At 61.5% G+C, this 19013-nt stretch carries 18 protein-coding genes and 1 tRNA gene; 8 read left to right on the top strand and 11 right to left on the bottom strand.

Translation table 11 applies throughout. The features are described from left to right. Window positions 1–260: 260 nt before the first annotated feature. From F2P45_RS07660 to F2P45_RS07650, 3 genes are read left to right on the top strand one after another with little or no spacing between them, the layout of a single operon-like run. Window positions 261–551 carry a hypothetical protein gene (locus F2P45_RS07660; protein WP_166872318.1) on the top strand — a complete coding sequence of 97 codons (291 nt, stop codon included), beginning with the start codon at window positions 261–263 and terminating at the stop codon, window positions 549–551. Then, complete coding sequence (locus F2P45_RS07655) at window positions 548–2026, top strand: virulence factor (RefSeq protein WP_166872316.1); 1479 nt, start codon at window positions 548–550, stop codon at window positions 2024–2026. Before F2P45_RS07660 ends, F2P45_RS07655 begins: the two co-directional genes overlap by 4 nt. A gap of 34 nt (window positions 2027–2060) precedes the next feature. Then, the gene (locus tag F2P45_RS07650; RefSeq protein ID WP_166872313.1) at window positions 2061–2324 is read left to right on the top strand and encodes a PAAR domain-containing protein; all 264 of its coding nucleotides are present in this window, start codon (window positions 2061–2063) and stop codon (window positions 2322–2324) included. 67 nt (window positions 2325–2391) lie between these two features. On the opposite strand, the gene F2P45_RS07645 is transcribed toward F2P45_RS07650, so the two are convergent. Continuing rightward, a complete protein-coding gene (locus F2P45_RS07645) occupies window positions 2392–3282 on the bottom strand; it encodes a LysR substrate-binding domain-containing protein (protein ID WP_166872309.1) in 891 nt (296 codons plus the stop codon). 110 nt (window positions 3283–3392) lie between these two features. On the opposite strand from F2P45_RS07645, the gene F2P45_RS07640 reads away from it, so the two are divergent. Together F2P45_RS07640 and F2P45_RS07635 are read left to right on the top strand one after the other, a co-directional pair. Next, window positions 3393–4823 carry a pyridoxal phosphate-dependent decarboxylase family protein gene (locus F2P45_RS07640; RefSeq protein WP_166872306.1) on the top strand — a complete coding sequence of 477 codons (1431 nt, stop codon included), beginning with the start codon at window positions 3393–3395 and terminating at the stop codon, window positions 4821–4823. A 96-nt stretch (window positions 4824–4919) separates the two neighbouring features. Next, entirely contained in the window at window positions 4920–5399 is a 480-nt protein-coding gene (locus F2P45_RS07635; protein WP_188130106.1) for a helix-turn-helix domain-containing protein, read from the top strand. Window positions 5400–5418: 19 nt separating this feature from the next. Here F2P45_RS07635 and F2P45_RS07630 read toward each other — a convergent pair whose 3' ends face one another. Continuing rightward, window positions 5419–6153 (bottom strand): siderophore-interacting protein, encoded by a 735-nt coding sequence (locus tag F2P45_RS07630; protein WP_166872303.1) that lies wholly within the window; start codon window positions 6151–6153, stop codon window positions 5419–5421. 25 nt (window positions 6154–6178) lie between these two features. Here F2P45_RS07630 and F2P45_RS07625 point away from each other — a divergent pair, with 25 nt between their 5' ends. After that, entirely contained in the window at window positions 6179–6661 is a 483-nt protein-coding gene (locus F2P45_RS07625; RefSeq protein ID WP_166872300.1) for a MarR family winged helix-turn-helix transcriptional regulator, read from the top strand. 58 nt (window positions 6662–6719) lie between these two features. On the opposite strand, the gene F2P45_RS07620 is transcribed toward F2P45_RS07625, so the two are convergent. Next, window positions 6720–7688 carry a hypothetical protein gene (locus F2P45_RS07620; protein WP_166872297.1) on the bottom strand — a complete coding sequence of 323 codons (969 nt, stop codon included), beginning with the start codon at window positions 7686–7688 and terminating at the stop codon, window positions 6720–6722. Between the two features lie 272 nt (window positions 7689–7960). On the opposite strand from F2P45_RS07620, the gene F2P45_RS07615 reads away from it, so the two are divergent. Beyond that, the gene (locus F2P45_RS07615) at window positions 7961–8209 is read left to right on the top strand and encodes a hypothetical protein (RefSeq protein ID WP_166872294.1); all 249 of its coding nucleotides are present in this window, start codon (window positions 7961–7963) and stop codon (window positions 8207–8209) included. A 223-nt stretch (window positions 8210–8432) separates the two neighbouring features. Here the strand turns inward: F2P45_RS07615 and F2P45_RS07610 are convergent. The 8 genes from F2P45_RS07610 to ybiB all read right to left on the bottom strand — a co-directional run bounded on the left by F2P45_RS07610 (window position 8433) and on the right by ybiB (window position 17375). After that, a tRNA-Ile gene (locus F2P45_RS07610) sits at window positions 8433–8509 on the bottom strand. Window positions 8510–8641: 132 nt separating this feature from the next. Further along, window positions 8642–10846, bottom strand: a complete 2205-nt coding sequence (gene rpoD / locus F2P45_RS07605; RefSeq protein WP_166872291.1) for an RNA polymerase sigma factor RpoD — start codon at window positions 10844–10846, stop codon at window positions 8642–8644. 511 nt (window positions 10847–11357) lie between these two features. Further along, entirely contained in the window at window positions 11358–13142 is a 1785-nt protein-coding gene (gene dnaG, locus F2P45_RS07600; protein WP_166872288.1) for a DNA primase, read from the bottom strand. A gap of 134 nt (window positions 13143–13276) precedes the next feature. Then, window positions 13277–13726, bottom strand: coding sequence for a GatB/YqeY domain-containing protein (locus F2P45_RS07595; RefSeq protein ID WP_166872285.1), 450 nt, complete (start codon window positions 13724–13726; stop codon window positions 13277–13279). 173 nt (window positions 13727–13899) lie between these two features. Next, window positions 13900–14112, bottom strand: a complete 213-nt coding sequence (rpsU, locus tag F2P45_RS07590; protein WP_008451879.1) for a 30S ribosomal protein S21 — start codon at window positions 14110–14112, stop codon at window positions 13900–13902. Window positions 14113–14234: 122 nt separating this feature from the next. After that, window positions 14235–15443, bottom strand: a complete 1209-nt coding sequence (locus F2P45_RS07585) for a BaiN/RdsA family NAD(P)/FAD-dependent oxidoreductase (protein WP_166872282.1) — start codon at window positions 15441–15443, stop codon at window positions 14235–14237. A 143-nt stretch (window positions 15444–15586) separates the two neighbouring features. Further along, window positions 15587–16402, bottom strand: coding sequence for a uroporphyrinogen-III C-methyltransferase (gene cobA, locus F2P45_RS07580; protein ID WP_166872280.1), 816 nt, complete (start codon window positions 16400–16402; stop codon window positions 15587–15589). Further along, window positions 16386–17375: a DNA-binding protein YbiB gene (ybiB, locus tag F2P45_RS07575; protein ID WP_166872276.1), complete on the bottom strand. Its 990-nt coding sequence runs from the start codon at window positions 17373–17375 to the stop codon at window positions 16386–16388. Before ybiB ends, cobA begins: the two co-directional genes overlap by 17 nt. A 119-nt stretch (window positions 17376–17494) precedes the next feature. Here ybiB and F2P45_RS07570 point away from each other — a divergent pair, with 119 nt between their 5' ends. Next, entirely contained in the window at window positions 17495–19000 is a 1506-nt protein-coding gene (locus tag F2P45_RS07570) for a DUF4331 domain-containing protein (RefSeq protein ID WP_166872273.1), read from the top strand. The last annotated feature ends 13 nt before the right edge of the window (window positions 19001–19013 follow it).

The following is a 19013-nucleotide window of genomic DNA, read 5'->3' as shown; positions in this document are numbered from 1 at the left end:
ATCGCGGCAACGTGCTTCTCCCAAAAAACGGTCGTGTTTTCCATGCTTGCTCCGGTATCAAATCGAAGTAGCAAGAATGCGGAAATTCGGATTAGCCAGCAAGTCTGGGGTTTATGGAGCGCTTACGCTGAATAGTTACGATAAATGAAGAAGACGAGCCAGCCGGCGCCAGTGAAGACTACAAGGCGTGGCGCTCAAAACATATCAAGTCCAATCTCGCCGCCAATATCAATGCACATGCGACCGATCACTCGACGATCATGACCAATGGGATGCATGCACAGAAGGCACTGGCTTATGACGTGGCGATTGGTTGTTGCCATCTGAAGAAAGAAGATTTGTACAAATTAAGAATGGCTGCGGATTGGCGTCATCTTGACGGATTAGAAGAGAACGACAGTCACTGTACATTTTTGGACTATTTCCGTTACGGGAAGTTCATTGAACAATCGGTTGAGCAGTGGGTAAAAAGCTCAGCCAACGGCAGGATGCCATCGAAAATTGTAGATCAGCGAGAAATTTTCGGAAGCAAGAAAGGAAAAATTTCATGAATGGTCTTATTTCGAGCGGCAAAAAATGCCTCAGCTGGGCAGTACTTTCCTTTGTCATTGCGGTGGGTGCTTTTCTCTGGCTCATCTATAACATGGATAACGCCTCATCACAGAAATTAACCGATGGAGAACTCATGATCCGATTGCTGGTATTACCTACTCTACTCGCCGTTGCAGTTCTTGCGCTAACGACTGCCTGCGCGACCAAGCCCAACACTACAGCCGGAAATGCCCTGCCAGCGCTCTCCGTTAAACCGACTTCCCCCTTCGCCGCTCAAGTTGTTGGCGTGCAATGGCTCAATCCGCTGCAACGTCGCGACTATCCGACTGAATGGCAGTTGCTATGGACGTTAGGGCTAGTACAGTCGAACAAGGACGATGATATGGTCAGGACTAATCCAAAGAAATACACGACACTTCAGGCGATTGCAGGAATAGCAAACGGCAACAATGGAAGCGAAACCTTTGAAGGCTTTCACCATAAATACGTCAATAAGCTGACTGTACTTTTCCACGATATCTATTTCTCAAATTCCAAGTATTTCTATAATGCGCACTCGCGTACTGACAAGAAAACCTGGCGGGAACTGGCAGGCATCCGAGTGGAATATGCACTTCCTGTCGACAGGCTCGATCCGCTTACCGCCGCAGAAACGACGCGCGACACTCTCATTAAGACTTTTTCCATCGGTAACGTGCATATGCCAACCACATGGTCGCGCAGCACTCCACCAGACGTACGCGTGACCATGGGCGGTCCGAACGCCGGCTTCACTTCCCTGTCCGCAGGACTCGACTACCTGCAGGCCCACCCGAACGAAACGGTCTGGGTCATGAATTGGGACGCCCCGAATTTTCCGCCCAAAGACGAACAGATCAACGAGAACATGGTGCTGCTGGTGCTCGCCGGTCCCAACTACAACACCGAACGCGCCGCCCTCGCATGGCTGAGCTATCCAGCGCGCAAGAAGGTCGCCGACTTCGATGCTCAACAAGGCAAACCAAGCCGCGCCGTGCAGGCATGGCAAGCGACGCTGTCCACTGCCGCCATCAACGCTGGCAAAACGACGACCGACATCGGCTTCGTGATTCACGACGCCAACAACACCCATGCGGCATCCTCGGACCGGCTGGCCAACCTGGCCCACACCTTCACGACCGAGCTGGTCGAATTCGATTTCGCCAAACAAACCTTCAACACGCCCGCCTTGCTCGGAGAGATGGGCGCCGGCACCGCGCTGACCAACGTTGCGCTCGGCATAGCCATGGCCAATCACATGGGCAAGCACGTCCTGGTCGCGGGCACGACCGATGCCGACGAAACGACCGCAGTGCTCGTCACCCCGCCGGCGAAGGTGCGTCCTTTGAATCCGGACGCGCCATGGTTTCGTGCGCGTGGCGAGAACAACGCCTACCTTCCATGGTGGGGCTTGCGTCACGACGCCACGCCGGGCTCGCAAGGCTATTCCAAATGAATGAGTTCAAGCACACTGTTCGCGAGGACCCGCCATGCGTCTCGTCATTCGCCTGAACGATCCCACGACCCACGGCGGCAAAGTCATCTCCGCCGCCCCGACGACCACGGTATTGGGCATCAAGGTCGCGCGCCTTGGCGACCGCTGCTCCTGCCCGATTTCGGGCCACGGGGCATGCGTCATCGTCGAGGGCGATCCGAAAGTGCTGATCCACGGCATCCCGGTCGCTTTTGAAGGCCATGCGACCAGCTGCGGCGCGAAGTTGATATCGACCGTGCCGGACAGCGGCCGCGGTTAGCAGTCCGATGATAACTTGCCGCGCCCCCCTCCCGCTTGCGGCCAGCAACGCCATTGCCGGCCCTGCGTCACGGCAGGCCCGGCGCGCGCGCCGCTTCGGCCTGGATCCAGTCCACGAAAGCGCGCCCGCCCGACGCGGCGAAGCTGTCCGGCAAACCGACCAGGTAGTAGCCGAACTGCGTCGGCCACTGCCCGTCGAGCGCCTTGCGCAAGGTCCCCTTCTCCAGGTCGGCGCCGGCATAAATATCGCGCACCAGCGCCAGCCCCTGTCCTTCGATAGCGGCGCGCACCAGCATATGCTCGTCGTTGAACGAGAGTCCGCGCCGCGCCTTGGGCGATGCGCTGCCGCTGGCTTGCAGCCACAAGGTCCAATCCTGGCGTTCACGGTCATGCAGCAGCGGGTAGGCCAGGCAATCGGCCGGGCAGCGAATCGGCGGCCCCTGCCGCAATAAGTCCGGCGCGCCGACCACGATCATGGCGGGCGACATCAACCAGCGCGCTTCGAGTCCGGGATAGTTTCCCAGGCCATGCCGGATGGCGAAATCGATCGCCTCGGTTTTCAGGTCGACCACGCGCGCATCGCTGTCGATCGAGAGCGAGACGGCCGGATGGCGCCTGGCAAAATCGCCCAGCCGCGGCAACAGCCAGCCGGACGCGAACGAGGGCATCACGCTCACCACCAGTTGCCGCGCAGCGTCATCCGGCAGATCGCGGCGCGCCACGGTTTCGATCTGCTGGAACGCGGCCCGGATATCCGCATACAAGGCCGCCCCGGCAGCCGTCGGCATGACGCCGGTCCGGGTGCGTTCGAACAGGCGCTGACCGTGCCGCAACTCCAGCTCACGGATGCGCTGGCTGATCGCGCCGGCCGTCACATGCAATTCGCGCGCGGCCTCTTTCATGCTGCCGGCGCGGCAAACGACAAAGAAGGTATACAAGCTGTGGAGCGGAATATGCATGGCTTCACTTTAGCCCAGCTATAGTAAAAGCGGCAACAGATCGTTTGCGCGCGCCCGATGCCCGCTTTACGCTCGGGACCAGCCAATCGAATAAGGTGCAGCAACCCGCCATGAAGACCATGTCCCCGTTTCACCCGGCACTCGAACGTGCCCTGAGCCACGCCCTGGCCCATCTCGATCATCTGGAGCAACAGCCGGTGGGCGCCCGCGCCAGCCTCGACACCCTGCGCGCCCGGCTGTCCAAGCCGCTGGGCGAGGCCGGCCTGCCGGCCGCACAAGTCATCGACGAACTGGCCGCCGACACGGCCGACGGGATCAATGGCAGCGCCGGCGGGCGCTTCTTCGGCTGGGTGATCGGCGGCGCCTTGCCGGCCGCGCTGGCGGCCGACTGGCTCACCAGCGCCTGGGACCAGAACGCCGCCACCTTTGCCTGCGCGCCGGCGCTCACCGTGATCGAAGAAGTCTGCGGCAGCTGGCTCAAGGACTTGCTCGGCCTGCCGCGCGACGCCAGCTTCGCCCTCACCAGCGGCTGCCAGATGGCGCACGCGACCGCCCTGGCGGCGGCCCGCAATGCGCTGCTGGCGCGCCGTGGATGGGATGTCGAACGCGACGGCCTGGGCGGCGCCCCGGCGATCCGCATCCTGAGCGGGGACCAGCTCCACGGCAGCATCGCGCGCGCGGCCCGCCTGCTGGGCCTGGGCGCGGGCGCCGTGAGGGGCTTGCCGGTCAACCCGGCCGGCCAGCTCGAGGCGGCAAGCCTGCAACAGGCGCTGGTCGAGAGCGCCGGCGCCCCGGTCATCGTGGTGCTGCAGGCGGGCGACCTCAACATCGGTGCCTATGATTGTTTTGCCGAGCTGATTCCGCTGGCGCACCGCTACGGCGCCTGGGTGCACGTGGATGGCGCCTTCGGCCTGTGGGCCAACGCCAGCGCGCGCTACCGCCATCTGCTGGCCGGGGTGGCGCATGCCGATTCCTGGGCGACCGACGGTCACAAGTGGCTCAACGTGCCCTACGACAGCGGCTTCGCCTTTATTGCCCATGCGGATGCGCAGCGGCGCGCCATGTCCTACGAGGCAAGTTATGTGACCCACAACGATCATGTGCGCGAGCCCAAGGACTGGAATCCGGAGTGGTCGCGGCGCGGGCGCGGCGTGGCCGCGTATGCCGCCATGCGCGAGCTCGGACGCGATGGGATCGCCGCCATGATCGAGCGCTGTTGCGCGGCGGCACACGCGCTCGTGAGCGGGATCGCCGCCCTGCCCGGCGTGGAACTTGTGTGGGATCCGACGGTCAATCAGGGACTGGTGCGCTTTCTCGATCGGGCGCCGGGCGCCACGCAGGGCGATCACGACCGCTGGACGGATGAGGTCAGCAACGCCGTGCTAGCCGGCGGCGAGGCCCTGTTCAGCAACACGACGTGGCGCGGCAAGCGCTGCATGCGGGTATCGGTATGCAACTGGCAGACTGGCGACGCCGACGTCGCGCGTGCGGTGGCGGCGGTGGCCCACGTCCTGCGCGCGCAGGAAAACATGGGGAAATAGTGGCAAGCGAGCCCCTGTCGGGTCGCTGTCGGGTGCTTTTCGTCACCGACACGACGCAAATCGGTCGATACTCACGGTTCACCAGCTTCGGGAACCATGATAATTCTTAAACAACTGCGTATCAGCCGTCATCTCTCGCAAGAACAGCTGGCCCAGATGTCGGGCTTGAGCACGAGAACCATCCAGCGCATCGAAAGCGGCCACAAGGCCAGCGTGGAGTCGCTCAAATGCCTCGCGGCGGTGCTTGACGTGGAGGTGGCGACCCTGAATGAGCAAACATTCGTGATCGACAAACATGCGCTCGACTGGCACACGCTGCCGCTGTGGCTGCGCTCCTGGTTCGGTTTCAGCATGCTGCATATGCACCCCACCCGGCGCGTTGTCAAACGCATCGAAGTGGTGTCGCACGTCACCGGGTTTCTGTTTTGCTTGCTCGGTTTCGTCAGCGAAGCGGCCTTGGCGGGCGGCTTGATCATGCTGGTCACGGCGTATTGGTTTTACTTCCTGACGTGGCAAGGCGACCGCTACGGCATCTGGTTCGACGCCCCAGCCGACGGCGAACCAGCCGCGCCGTGAGATGCGCGGCGGCGCACGCTTACTCCAGGTTTTCGTGAAAACCGCTGCCGCCGCGCTTCCAGTAGGCAGCGGCGCGGATGGCGGTCTTGTCCAGGCCCTTGACGCCGACCAGTTCATGGCGCACGGCGGCCATGCTTGCCGCTTCGCCCGCGCACCAGGCGTAGCCCTCGTCGGCCGGCAAGGACCATGCCTGCACCGCAGCGAGCAGCTCGGCGTCGCTGGCCACCCAGCGCAGGTCGACCTCGGCCTGGCCGGCAAAGGCGCGCCGGTCGGCCGCATCGTCAACCTTGACGATGACGGTGGCGCGGGTGCCGGCGGGCAGTTCTTCCAGGCGGCGGGCAATGGCCGGCAAGCCGGTTTCGTCGCCTACGAGCAAATGCCATTCGTAATCGACCGGGATGATCAGCGAGCCTTTCGGACCGCCGATGATCACCTGCTGGCCGGGCGCGGCCTGGGCCGCCCAAGCCGCGCAGGGACCGTCGCCATGCAGCGCGAATTCGATCACCAGTTCGCCCGCGGCCGGATCGAAGCTGCGCGGGGTGTAATCGCGCTTGGCGGCGTCAGGCCCATCGCCGAGAATGAACTTGATGTGGTCGTCGAACGAGGCGCTGTGAAAATCGTGCAGCGCCGCGCCGCCGAACGTAATGCTGCGAAAATGGCTGCCGATGGCGCGCACGCTCAGCACCTCGACCCGGCGAATCTTGAGCTCGTGGCGCACACGCTGCACACGGCTGACTGGAGCGTCTATACTCATCTCTTTATCTTTCAATTGGTTGACAATGTCCCCTATCATCCTCGAATCAAGTGACAATGTCAACCATTCCGGCGAAGCGCGCCGGGATGCCGTTCTGGAACTGATTCATTCGATCATGCACCAGTACCGCTCGCAGCAATTCCAGGCGCTGCGCGACGGCCAGCACGAGCTGACGCATATGGAGGCGAAGGTGTTGGCGTTTTTCGGCCATCGTCCGGGCGCGACCCAGAGCGAACTGGCGCGCCATAGCGGGCGCGACAAGGCCCAGGTCGCGCGCCTGATCACGGCGCTGCGCGAACGCGGCTTGCTGCACGGCGTTGCCGACCCGGCCGACCGGCGCAACACGCATCTGTCCCTGACCGATGCCGGCAGGGCCATCCAGCAGGCGGCCCAGGCCGAAGCGGGCAAGCTCAACGCGCTGGCGGTGCGGGGGATGAGCGATGAACAGCAGCAGGTACTGCTTGAACTGCTGCTGCGGGTGAAGGACAATCTGAACCGGGGCGAGTAAGCGCCGATGTGCGGCCGGGAACCTGTCCGGCCAGGCTCCCGGGTTACTGCTGGCGCTGCTACTGCTGCACCACACCGGCCTGATTACCGCTGCCGCTTTGGGTAATCGTGGCGGCAAAGCCACTGCCGTTCTGAATGATCGACGCGTTATTCGGCTTCTCGTGGTTATTGCCGCCGTTTTGCGTAACGGACGCGAGATTGTTGTTACCCGTCTGGCTGATCAGCGACTGGCTGTAGTCCAGGCGCTGCACCACCGTCGCCTTGTTCAGATTGCCGGTCTGGACAATCCGGCTGGCATTGTCGTGGCCTTGCTCGTCGGCGCTGGCAAGGTTGTTATTGCCCTTCTGGATAATGGTCTGTTCGCGCGTGAAATAGGAATCCTTCTGTTTGACGCTGGCGTTATTGGCGTTGCCGGTTTGCTGCACCTGCACCCCCGAATAGAGCGCATTATCCTGGTCGATCGTGACCTTGTTCAGATTGCCGACCTGTTCCACCAGCGGCCCGCCGAAACCCGAGTTGATCTGTTTCGCAGTGATGTTGTTGTCATTGCCATTCTGATAGGCGCGGATACTGAACGGGAATACGTAAAGCTGATCGACATTGACCAGATTGCGATTGCCGATCTGCTCGACCCTATTGGCCACTTCGCCGGAATCCTTTTGCTTCACGGCAGCCTTGTTATCGGCGCCGACTTGCTTGATGTTCGTGCCGCTGCGGTAAATATTGTCCTGCGCAATAGTCGCCCCGTTCTGGTTTCCGTTTTGCACGATCTCGGCGTAAGCATCGTACGAGCGGATCTGGAAAATGCCGGGGGTCTTGGACAGCGGATCGCCGGCGACGTTGTTATTGCCTGTCTGCTTGACCGTGGCAGCCAGTTCATAGAATTCATAATCCGGGGCCTGCTGCACCACGTACAGGCTGTTACCTGTACCCACTTGAGAGGTGGACACCGTGGGCTGGGCCAAGGCTGCGCCGCTGGCAAAAGCCATGGCGAAGGCAGCGGCGATGGTTGAGAGTATTGTTTTCATGAAGTTTCTCCTTGAGAGTGCTGCGCAAAAAGGCGGCAGCGAAAGGTCCTGATGCCGCCGTGCACGCAGTGCAAACCGGCCGCTTCAATGGTCGAGTGTATCGGTCGACTCCGGCCCGCTTTTGATGGTTCTCAATTGCCGAGGCCGCTTGCTTTTGCGGCTGTCCCTTGTACAAGAGCACGCCGGTGCTGGACATCATCGCTGTGGCTTGGAGAAGAAATTGACGAACCCTTCGCGTCCTCCGGGCACGGTCGGATTATCACGGTCGGATTATGCTGGATATACGCATCGTCAAGATACTTGCCGGCCAGTTCAAGGTGACCGCCTTCGAATACCTCGCGTCAGAAATCGTAGACCAAGCGCTGGTTGGCCGCGAGTTCAGGATCCTGGTTCGAAAGCAGCTGGACGTGGCCGTTCGACGCTATACGGGGTCTCGGGCCGATGCTGCCAGCGGAAATACCGATGCGTATTCAGCTGCCAACGAAATTGATGCCTTGATCAATCGATGCTCCTGTTCATAAATTCCGGACGCCATCGTTTTCCGGAGGCCGCGATGACAGCATCGGGCGCGCAATTGCGCTCCAATTGCGCTCGTCGAACGCAAATTTATGGAAGGATCGGGGCACGGTGCTATCTGAAAGAGGCGTTTGTTCAATGACTGCTGATGACCACGCCAATATTGACGCGCCGAGGCGACGGCGAAACGAAAAAGGGAGCAGCTCACGCTGCTCCCCCTCTTCTGTTTGGTAGGCCCGGACGGACTTGAACCGTCGACCAAAGGATTATGAGTCCTCTGCTCTAACCAACTGAGCTACAGGCCCAAAATTTGTACAAAATACCGGCTGTTTCCGGCAAAACGCCCGACATCGCCGCAACGAGGATGAAGCCAGGAAGCGCGCCTCCCGTCACAAAGTGGCGAGAGGATATGGCTTTTCGCATCAGCCCGTCAAGACTTAATTACCTTCCAGGAAGCTCTTGAGCTTGTCGGAGCGCGACGGATGGCGCAGCTTGCGCAGCGCCTTCGCTTCGATCTGGCGAATCCGCTCGCGCGTCACGTCGAACTGCTTGCCCACTTCTTCCAGGGTGTGATCGGTCGACATCTCGATGCCGAAACGCATGCGCAGCACTTTCGCTTCGCGCGGCGTCAGGGAATCGAGCACATCCTTGACCACGCCGCGCATCGAGGCATGCAGCGCCGCGTCCGATGGCGCCAGGGTATTGTTGTCTTCGATGAAGTCGCCCAAGTGGGAATCGTCATCGTCGCCAATCGGCGTTTCCATCGAGATCGGCTCTTTGGCGATCTTCATGATCTTGCGGATCTTATCTTCCGGCATTTCCATCTTGATCGCCAGGGTCGCCGGATCGGGTTCGGCACCGGTTTCCTGCAAGATCTGGCGCGAAATGCGGTTCATCTTGTTGATCGTTTCGATCATGTGCACGGGAATGCGGATCGTGCGCGCCTGGTCGGCGATCGAGCGCGTGATGGCCTGGCGGATCCACCAGGTCGCATACGTGGAGAATTTATAGCCGCGCCGGTACTCGAACTTGTCCACGGCTTTCATCAGGCCGATATTGCCTTCCTGGATCAGGTCGAGGAATTGCAAGCCGCGGTTGGTGTACTTCTTGGCGATCGAAATTACCAGGCGCAAATTGGCCTCGGTCATTTCGCGCTTGGCCTTGCGCGCCTTCATTTCACCGGCCGCCATCTGGCGGTTGATGTTGCGCAAGTCCGGCAGCGGCAGCACCACGCGCGCCTGCAGGTCGATCAGGCGCTGCTGCAGTTCCTTGATCGTCGGAATATTGCGTCCGAGGATGGCGGAGTACGCATGGCCGGCGCCCACTTCGCCATCGACCCAGTCCAGATTGGTTTCATTGCCAGGGAATACCTTGATGAAGTGGGCGCGCGGCATGCCGCACTTGTTCACGGCCACGTCCAGGATTTGCTTCTCGATATGGCGCACTTCATCGACTTGCCCACGCAGGGTGTCGCACAGTTTCTCGACCACTTTGGCGGTGAAACGGATGCCGAGCAGTTCGTTGGAAATCGATTCCTGCGCCTTGACGTAGGCTTTCGAGTTGTAGCCATCTTTTTCGAAGGCCTTGCGCATCTTGTCGAACTGCACCGAGATGATGTCGAATTTTTCGAGCGCCTGGTTTTTCAGCGCTTCGAGCTGTTCGGCCGAGAAACCCGCGGCGCCGGAAGCGTTGTTTTCCTCTTCCTCTTCCTCTTCTTCCTCGTCGGCTTCTTCTTCGTCCTCATCGTCGTCGGCGGCGACCGGCGCCACCACCGGTTCGAGCGGCTCGTCCGGGTCGACCATGCCGTCGACGATCTCGTCGATCTTGATTTCGTCGTTCTGGATGCGGATCGCGGCGGAAATGATTTCGGCGATCGTCACCGGGCAGGCGGAAATCGCCTGGATCATGTCCTTGAGGCCATCTTCGATGCGCTTGGCAATCTCGATCTCGCCTTCGCGCGTCAGCAGTTCGACCGAGCCCATCTCGCGCATGTACATGCGCACCGGGTCGGTGGTGCGGCCGAAGTCCGAATCGACCGTCGACAGCGCCGCTTCGGCCGCAGCCTCGGCTTCGTCATCGCTGGTGACGGTGGCCACATTGTCGGACAGCAGCAAGGTTTCGGCATCGGGCGCGTGCTCGTAGACCGCGATCCCCATGTCGTTGAAGGTGCCGATGATGCCTTCGATCGCTTCCGGATCGACGATGTTTTCGGGCAGGTGATCGTTGATTTCGGCGTAGGTGAGGAAACCGCGTTCCTTGCCGAACTTGATCAGGGTCTTGAGTTTCTGGCGCCGGCGTTCGAGTTCTTCTTCGGTCGCTTCGGTGTCCGACGAGAACGCGTCTTTCAGCAGGGCCTTTTCCTTGGCCTTGCGGTCCTTGGCCTTGGCCTTGTCGACCGCTTTCAGCTCGGCCCGCTCGACCGCGTTGAGGGCGGCGACTTCATCGTTCTCGGGCTGGAATTCTTTCGGCTTGCGCCCGCGCCGGCCGGGCACCTTGACTGAGGGCAGCACGTAACCGGACGTGTCGATCGCGGCCAGCGCGGCGGCATCGGTGGTCTGGCTGACGACAGGCGTCGCGCTCGCGCTCGTACCCGGGCTGCGCGTTTCCGCCTTGTCTTGCGCTTTGTCCGCCTTGGCGGACATTCTCGTTGGCTTATCAGCCGCTTTGGTTTCAGGTTTCTTGATTGGCACAGGCGCTTTCGATGTCACAACGACTAGCTTTATGGTGGATTAAGATAAAGTTTGTTGCCGGCCTTTTGGGCCCTACGTCCCCGGACCGGCCTTCGCAGGCCCCTCCGGCATTGCTGCACTCATTAACACCTTTACATCACCTTACGGGCACGACCCGCGCGATTTCGGCAGTAGTCTACTGCATACAACGGCGGTTGGAGGCGCGAGCCGTGTGTGGCTGAAAAGCAAACCGATGTTTGCCATCGACGGCGCTGCCGTCGCAACCAAAGCTGGCCCTGGCCGCCGACGCCCACCATCTTTGCGCCGATCAAGAGCCTAACTCACTGAAAGAAATACAACTTACGGACAACGAAAAAATTTCTGCGAACACAACACTTATCGTTTTATTATAGCACGCAGTCCGTCTTTTTCCAGTGCCAAACGCCCCCTGTGCGGGCCTCCGAATTCATGCTTTGCGCAGGGTCTAACTCGGTCCACCTTCGTCCTCCAGCCGCTTTTGCTCAGCCATGATTTCGCGGTAGCGCACACCCACTTGATCTGAGGTCAGGCCGGCGGAAAACAACTGGGTCAGCTCCTGTTTAAGCGCCGCAAGTTTGATCTCCCTCACAGCCCCGACCAGCCACAATTTCACGCTGTCGATATCCGATTCCGGCTCCGAGGCAATTTCGGCGATCAGGCCGTCGTATTCGTTGCTCGTATCCTTCAAATGCTGGGACAGGGCCGCGAAGCCGCCGTTCGGCCCCAATGCCTGGCCGCAAGCGACCAGATATAACAAGCGCTCGGCCGCATCCGGGCCGAAATGATTGAATGCGGCCAGGGCCGCCTCGTCCAGCTCCAGGCTGAGCGGCGGATGCGCCACCAGATGGCGCAAAATCTGCAACTCCAGCCCGACCGGCTCCGGCCGCCCCTGGCGCGGCGGCGCGCGGCGCGCCACCGAGACCGGCTTGGACAGCTCGAACAGGGCTTCGATTTCGGCCGGGGTCGACTCGGTCATGCTGGCCAGGCCGCGTACGATCTGCAGGCGCAGCGAGCTGGGCGACATCGATTGCAGTAGCGGCTTGGCGTCGAACTGGACGTGGGCGCGCCCTTCCGACGTGGAAAGATCGTGCTCGCCCGACACTTCGCGCAGCAAAAACTGCGATAAGGGCATGGCTTCGTGAATCTCTTGCTCGAATACATCGGCGCCGAATTCGCGCACGAAACTGTCCGGATCGTGTTCGGACGGCAAGAACAGGAATTTGATGATCTTGTTGTCGCTCACCTGCGGCAGGCAGGCTTCGAGCGCGCGGCGGGCGGCGCGGCGGCCGGCCTTGTCGCCGTCGAAACTGAAAATCACGCTGTCGGTCTGGCGCAGCAACTTTTGCACGTGGGTACTGGTGCAGGCCGTGCCCAAGGTGGCGACCGCTTGCGGAAAGCCGAGCTGGGCCAGCGCGACCACATCCATATAGCCTTCCGTCACCAGCACGTAGCCGGCGTCGCGGATGGCCTGGCGCGCCTCGTACAGGCCGTACAGCTCCAGACCCTTCTGGAACAGCGGGGTTTCGGGGGAATTCAGGTATTTCGGTTCGCCCTGGTCCAGCACCCGCCCGCCGAAGCCGATCACCTGGCCCTTGGTATTGCGGATCGGGAACATGATGCGCTCGCGGAAGCGGTCATAGCGCTTCTTGTTTCCGCCGTCCTCGTCGACCTTGTCGATCACCAGGCCGGACTCGACCAGCGCCAGCACCTCGTAATCGGGGAACACGGTGCGCAGGTTATCCCAGCCGGACGGGGCATAGCCCATGCCGAAGCGGGCCGCCACTTCGCCGGTCAGGCCGCGGTTTTTCAGGTAGGCGATGGCATTCGTGGCGCCGCGCAACTGACCGCGATAGTAATCGCAGGCCTGGGTCATGGCTTCGGTCAGGGCCAGCGCCTGGGCCTGGTTGGCAGCGCGTTGCAGCGGCGGAATCTTGTCATCCGCATCGGGCACGACCATGCCGACGCCCTGGGCCAGGTCCTTGACGGCATCGATGAAGCCCATGCCGGAATACTCGATCAGGAAACCGACCGCGTTGCCGTGCGCGCTGCAACCGAAGCAATGGTAAAACTGCTTGGTCGGGCTGACCGTGAAACTGGGGGATTTTTCGCTGTGGAACGGGCACAGGCCCATGAAATTCGCTCCGCCCTTCTTCAGCTGGACGTAGCGGCCGACCACATCGACGATGTCGATACGGTTGAGCAAATCGGTAAGGAAGGATTGTGGAATCACGTGCGATGAACAGTCTTTGTGTCAGGTCAGACTATACCGCCGCGCCCGCCGCAGATTTGATCTGCGACAAGACGCGGGCGAGTCGGCTTGCCGCGTCGGGAAGCCGCGTTCTGCAAGAACGCCGCGTACGACGATCAGGCGGGCGCGAGCGCCTTCTTGATCAGGCCGGAAACGGCGCTCATATCGGTGCCTTTTGGCAATTTCGCCTTGAGCAGGCCCATGACCTTGCCCATGTCCTGCGGACCGGCGGCGCCCGAGGCGGTCACGGCGGCGGCGACTTCGGCGGCGATTTCTTCTTCCGACAGGCCGGCAGGCATGTAGGCGGCGAGGATGACCAGCTCGGCTTTTTCGATATCGGCCAGATCCTGGCGGTTGCCGTTTTCAAACTGGCTGATCGAATCCTTGCGCTGCTTGATCATTTTTTCGATGATCGCCTGGGTTTGCTCATCGTCGAGCTCGATGCGCTCATCGACTTCGCGGCGCTTGATTTCGGCCAGGATCAGGCGGATCGTACCCAGCTTGGCCGCTTCTTTCGCGCGCATCGCCGCTTTCATGTCGTCGGTAATTTGTTCTTTCAAGCCCATGGCAATCCTCGTATGGATAATTAATAGATATCGGGTAATTCAGCAGCTAAACTACAGCAAAAACCAAATAGCAAAACCCGCTGCGGTAAACCGGAGCGGGTCTGCGACTACAGTAAAAACAATGACCCGGACAGGCTGTTGGCCGTCACCGGATCAGGTTCGACTGGACAGTCTTAGAATAATTTCTTAGGCAGTTGCTGGCTGCGGATGCGCTTGTAGTGGCGCTTGACGGCAGCTGCCAGCTTGCGCTTGCGCTCAGCCGTTGGCTTTTCGTAGAACTCGCGTGCGCGCAGTTCGGTCAGCAGACCCGTTTTTTCGATGGTGCGTTTGAAGCGACGCATTGCGACTTCGAACGGCTCGTTTTCTTTAAGGCGAATAGTGGTCATGTAAAAATCAAACCGTTAGATTTAGGGAAGAACGAGATAATAGCACCGTTTCCACAGCTTTGGAAGGTTTTCGCTCAAGCCATTCTGCTTTTGCTATTTCGCAACAGCCGCCGCGATGCCGCTTACACCGCCTGCCCGGCCGCCACGCCCGAGGCCCAGGCCCACTGGAAGTTGTAACCGCCCAGCCAGCCGGTCACATCGACCGCCTCGCCGATGAAATACAGGCCCGGCACCTTGTTGGCCATCATCGACTGCTGCGACAGCTCGCGCGTATCGATGCCGCCCAGGGTCACCTCGGCCTTGCGGTAGCCTTCCGAGCCGGTCGGCACGATGGCCCAGCGGTTGATGGCATCGCCCAGCTTGCGCAGCTTGGCATCGGGCAAATCGGCCAGGCGCGCGTCCGGCGTCAGGCCGGCCACCGCGATCAAGCCCTCGGCCAGGCGCGCCGGCAGCCACTGCGAGACCACGTTGCCCAGCTGCTTCTTGAGCGTGCTCTTGCCGTCGATCAACTCCTGCGCCACATCCATTTCCGGCAGCAGATTGACGATGATCGGCGTGCCCGGCTGCCAGTAACTGGAAATTTGCAGGATGGCCGGACCCGACAGGCCGCGGTGGGTGAACAGCAAATCCTCGCGGAAATGGCCGCGTTTGTTGCCCTTGCCCTTGTTGGAGCCGGTTTCCACCTCCACTTCGAGGGCGATGCCGGCCAGCGGCACGAAGGCTTCCCAGCTGGGGCCGTCGAACGTGAGCGGCACCAGGCCCGGGCGCGGCTCGACCATCTTCAGGTCGAACTGGGCCGCGATGCGGTAGCCGAAGTCGGTCGCGCCGATCTTCGGGATCGACAAGCCGCCGGTGGCGATGACCACGCTGTCAGCCAGGATCTCGCCGCTATCGGTGAGGATGAAGAAACCCTCGGCGGTCTTTTCCAGCGACTCGACCTTGGACGGCATGCGCCAGGTCACATCGCCGCTGGCGCACTCGGCCTTGAGCATCTGGATAATTTGCTCGGCCGACTCATTACAAAACAGCTGGCCGCGATGTTTCTCGTGATAGCCGATGCGGTGTTTCTTAACGAGCGTCAGAAAATCCTGAGCGGTATACCGAGACAAGGCGCTCTTGCAGAAATGGGGGTTATCCGACAAAAAATTCTGCGGCGCCGTATTGATATTGGTGAAGTTACAACGCCCACCGCCAGAAATCCTGATCTTTTCTGCAAGTTTCTCCGCATGATCGATCAAGACCACCCGTTTGCCGCGCTGGGCGGCGACAGCCGCGCACATCATCCCGGCCGCACCCGCGCCGATCACTGCTACATCAAATTGTTTTGCCATGGCGTATGCCGGTTTCCGCTAATCACTAAAACAGTGATTGTAAACCGCGCAGTATCAGGCAAGTGTCCGAACATGTCCGAACCATCGGTAGAAAACCCTACAACCGGGGTCAGAGCTCCAATCTGCAACAAAAATGTTGCAGATTAAAGCTCTGACCCCGGTTGTAGGAGTTTGAAGCTGGCGGGCTGAGTGAAACTCTGCACCGGGTTAGGAAAATTCAGGCTGGCTGCGCAACGCACCACGTCGCCGATCACGATGATGCTGGGACTGCCCAGGCCGGACACGGCAAGGTCGTCGGCCAGGTCGGCCAGGGTCGTCAGCAGTTGCGTCTGCCCCGCCCCGGTCGCCGACTGGATCACGGCCACCGGCGTGCTGCCGGCCTTGCCGCCAGCCAGCAGCGCCGCCTGGATCTGCCGGCAGCGCGCCACGCCCATGTAGATCACCAGGGTCAGCCCGGTCTGCGCCAGCAAGGCCCAGTCCGGCGTGCGGGCACTGCCCGCCTCGTCGCCACGCTCGTGACCGGTCACGAAGATCGCGCCCGAGCTCCAGTCGCGGTGCGTCAGCGGCACGCCGATCGACGAGGGCGCCGCCAGCCCGCTGCTGATGCCGTTGATGACCTCGACCTCGACGCCTTCGGCCATCAGGTGCGCGCGCTCTTCGCCGCCGCGCCCGAAAATAAAGGGGTCGCCGCCCTTGAGCCGCACCACTTGCCGCCCGGCCCGCGCCTCGGCCACCATCAGCCGTTCGATGAATTCTTGTGAAGTGGAACGGCAGCCGCCGCGCTTGCCCACGGGGACGATGCGCGCCGAGGGCGCAGCGTGCGCCAGGATCGCCAAATTGACCAGGTCGTCCATCAGCAGCACATCAGCCGCCGCGATCGCCTTCACCGCCTTCAAGGTCAGCAGTTCCGGATCCCCCGGCCCCGCCCCAACCAGATAAACCTTACCTTTGTTCCCCATGATGCGCACCTGTGTTTGCCTGTATTGACTTTGAAACTAGCAAGCACTGTGCCACTTGTTCGGTAATGGATGGCGGCACAGGCAGCTCGCCCGCCAGCGCACGGCTAATCCAGGCCGCGGTCGTGGCCGCGTCGCGCTCGGCCGGCCCCTCCGCCACGTCATCCGTTGGTGCATCGCGCTGCACCAGCACGGTGCGTTCAAGCCCATGGAACCAGTCGATCTGCTGCGCCCGGTTGGCGTTGGCCACGGTTTCGCCTTCGGTGCCGCGCATCAGGAAAGCGTCGCCCCGCCCTTCGCGCGCGATGGTCGTGAAGTATTCGCCCAGCATCTCCAGGTATTCCGGATGCGTGTACGAGACCAGCCGCAGCGCCGGCCCGGCGAACGGCTGCAAGATCTTGACCAGGGTATGGGTCGAGTTGCGCACGCCCAGGATGCGGCGCAGCGAGAGCAACTGCGCCATCTTCGGGGCCAGCGTCTCGATCGGCATGAAGGCCGGCTTGCCGGCGGAAAACGCCGCCTGCGCATCGCCTGCCGAACCCGCCGCCGCGAGCCCCATCTCGCGCAGAATTTCAAAGCTCGTCACCCGGCCCGGATCGCTGGTCACGCCATGCACCAGTACCGGCACCCCTTCACGCGCCAGCAGCAGGGCCAGCAGCGGCGTCAGGTTGGCCAGCTTGCGCGCACCGTTGTAGCTGGGAACGAGCACCGGCGCATACGCCCCGGCCGGCACCGCCAGCGGCGCAAAGGAAGCCTCGGCCGCATCCAGGAAACCGGCGATCTCGTCCACCGATTCGCCCTTGATGCGCATCGCCAGCAAAATGCCGCCCAGCTCCAGGTCGGACACCCTGCCGTCGAGCATCGCGCCGTACAGCACCTGCGCGTTTTCGCGCGTCATGCTGCGCGCCCCTTTTTTGCCGCGCCCGATTTCTTTGATGAAAGTGGCGGCCAGGAATGGTTCGGTTGTTTTGTTCATGGGGTTCAGCTTAACACTGCATTCATAAAAATTTATTTGCCATAAAGTGAATCCGGCGATGGTAACGCCGCGTATATCCGCATACACATCAGTGTGAAACCTATAATGAGGAGAGAAACATGAATCAGATGAGACTACGGGCGACCATCGGCGCGGTACTGGCAGGCAACCTGCTGGCCTGCGCATTCGCGCCGTCGGCATTCGCATCGAGCCACCGGGAAGCGCCTTTCATTACGCGCAGTCCGAAGGTCGATGCCACCGACTTCTACATGTTCCGCAGTTACCAGGCTGGCCGCAGCGATTTTACAACGCTGATCGCCAATTATGTGCCGCTGCAGGATGCCTACGGCGGCCCGAATTACTTCATGATGGACCCGGACGCGCTCTACGAAATTCATGTCGATAATAATGGCGACGCCAAGGAAGACATCACCTTCCAGTTCCGCTTCAAGAATACCAATAAAGATACGCAATTGACCGTGGGCGGCAAAAAAGTCTCGATTCCGCTCGTGATCAATGGCGGCCCGATCGCCGACGCCAACGCCGCCGGCGCCAACGTGCGCGAAACCTTCAGCGTTACCGTGGTGCGCGGCGACCGCCGCAGCGGCACCCGCGCCGCCGTCGCCAATGCCGACGGCGGCGGCACCACCTTCGACAAGCCGCTCGACAACATCGGCAACAAGTCGATCGCCAACTACGACGCCTACGCCGCCCAGCACATGTACAACGTCAGCGTGCCCGGCTGCTCGGCGCCGGCCAGACTGTTCGTCGGCCAGCGCAAGGACCCGTTCGTCGTCAACCTCGGCGAAACGTTCGACCTGATCAACATCAAGGCGCCTGCCGTCGAGTTCAGCGCCAACGCCGAAAAAGGCGCCAGGGATGACCTGGCCAACAAGAACGTGACCACCCTGAGCATGGAAATGCCGACCTCGTGCCTGCTCAACGCCAGCGCCGGCGACCCGGTCATCGGCGGCTGGACCACGGCCAGCCTGCGCCAGGGCCGCCTGATCAACCCGACGCCGAAGTCCGACGCCGATGTTTCGAAAGAAGGCGGCGCCTGGGTCCAGGTATCGCGCTTGGGCATGCCACTGGTCAATGAAGTCGTCATCGGCTTAAAGGACAAGGACCGCTTCAACCACAGCAAGCCGTCGGCCGACGGCCAGTTCGCCGACTACGTCACCAACCCGACCCTGCCTGCGCTGGTCGAGATCCTGTACGGCAGCGCCGGCGCCAAGGCCCCGACCAACTTCCCGCGCAACGACCTGGTCGCGACCTTCCTGACCGGGATCAAGGGCGTGAACCAGCCGAAGACCGTCACCGCGTCCGAGATGCTGCGCCTGAATACCTCGATCGCACCGACCGCGCCGGGCGCGCAAAAACGCCTGGGCGTGATTGACGGCGACAACGCCGGCTTCCCGAACGGCCGCCGTCCGGGCGACGACGTGGTCGACGTGGCGCTGCGCGTCGTCATGGGCAAGCTGTGCACCATCAACATCGGCTGCGCGCCCACCGATGCACCGGCCGGCGCCCTGCGCTTTACCGATGGCGCGTATCTGGACGAGACGATGGTCACCACCGCCTTCCCGTACCTCAAATCGCCGATCCCTGGTTCGCCGCAGAAGTAATCACACCATCAGG

The organism is Massilia mucilaginosa (genome assembly GCF_011682145.1).
GTDB classification, from domain to species: domain Bacteria; phylum Pseudomonadota; class Gammaproteobacteria; order Burkholderiales; family Burkholderiaceae_D; genus Telluria_A; species Telluria_A mucilaginosa.
This window is presented reverse-complemented; position numbering and strand designations above follow the sequence as displayed.

Excerpts from the sequence above, each read along its gene's own strand:
- F2P45_RS07595 (WP_166872285.1), bottom strand. The coding sequence starts at position 13,726 with ATGGGCTTGAAAGAACAAATTACCGACGACATGAAAGCGGCGATGCGC.
- F2P45_RS07645 (WP_166872309.1), bottom strand. The coding sequence starts at position 3,282 with ATGCATATTCCGCTCCACAGCTTGTATACCTTCTTTGTCGTTTGCCGC.
- rpsU (WP_008451879.1), bottom strand. The coding sequence starts at position 14,112 with ATGACCACTATTCGCCTTAAAGAAAACGAGCCGTTCGAAGTCGCAATG.
- cobA (WP_166872280.1), bottom strand. The coding sequence starts at position 16,402 with ATGGGGAACAAAGGTAAGGTTTATCTGGTTGGGGCGGGGCCGGGGGAT.
- F2P45_RS07650 (WP_166872313.1), top strand. The coding sequence starts at position 2,061 with ATGCGTCTCGTCATTCGCCTGAACGATCCCACGACCCACGGCGGCAAA.
- F2P45_RS07625 (WP_166872300.1), top strand. The coding sequence starts at position 6,179 with ATGTCCCCTATCATCCTCGAATCAAGTGACAATGTCAACCATTCCGGC.
- F2P45_RS07635 (WP_188130106.1), top strand. The coding sequence starts at position 4,920 with ATGATAATTCTTAAACAACTGCGTATCAGCCGTCATCTCTCGCAAGAA.
- F2P45_RS07615 (WP_166872294.1), top strand. The coding sequence starts at position 7,961 with ATGCTGGATATACGCATCGTCAAGATACTTGCCGGCCAGTTCAAGGTG.
- F2P45_RS07620 (WP_166872297.1), bottom strand. The coding sequence starts at position 7,688 with ATGAAAACAATACTCTCAACCATCGCCGCTGCCTTCGCCATGGCTTTT.
- F2P45_RS07640 (WP_166872306.1), top strand. The coding sequence starts at position 3,393 with ATGAAGACCATGTCCCCGTTTCACCCGGCACTCGAACGTGCCCTGAGC.
- F2P45_RS07570 (WP_166872273.1), top strand. The coding sequence starts at position 17,495 with ATGAATCAGATGAGACTACGGGCGACCATCGGCGCGGTACTGGCAGGC.
- F2P45_RS07630 (WP_166872303.1), bottom strand. The coding sequence starts at position 6,153 with ATGAGTATAGACGCTCCAGTCAGCCGTGTGCAGCGTGTGCGCCACGAG.
- F2P45_RS07660 (WP_166872318.1), top strand. The coding sequence starts at position 261 with ATGACCAATGGGATGCATGCACAGAAGGCACTGGCTTATGACGTGGCG.
- F2P45_RS07655 (WP_166872316.1), top strand. The coding sequence starts at position 548 with ATGAATGGTCTTATTTCGAGCGGCAAAAAATGCCTCAGCTGGGCAGTA.
- rpoD (WP_166872291.1), bottom strand. The coding sequence starts at position 10,846 with ATGTCCGCCAAGGCGGACAAAGCGCAAGACAAGGCGGAAACGCGCAGC.
- F2P45_RS07585 (WP_166872282.1), bottom strand. The coding sequence starts at position 15,443 with ATGGCAAAACAATTTGATGTAGCAGTGATCGGCGCGGGTGCGGCCGGG.
- ybiB (WP_166872276.1), bottom strand. The coding sequence starts at position 17,375 with ATGAACAAAACAACCGAACCATTCCTGGCCGCCACTTTCATCAAAGAA.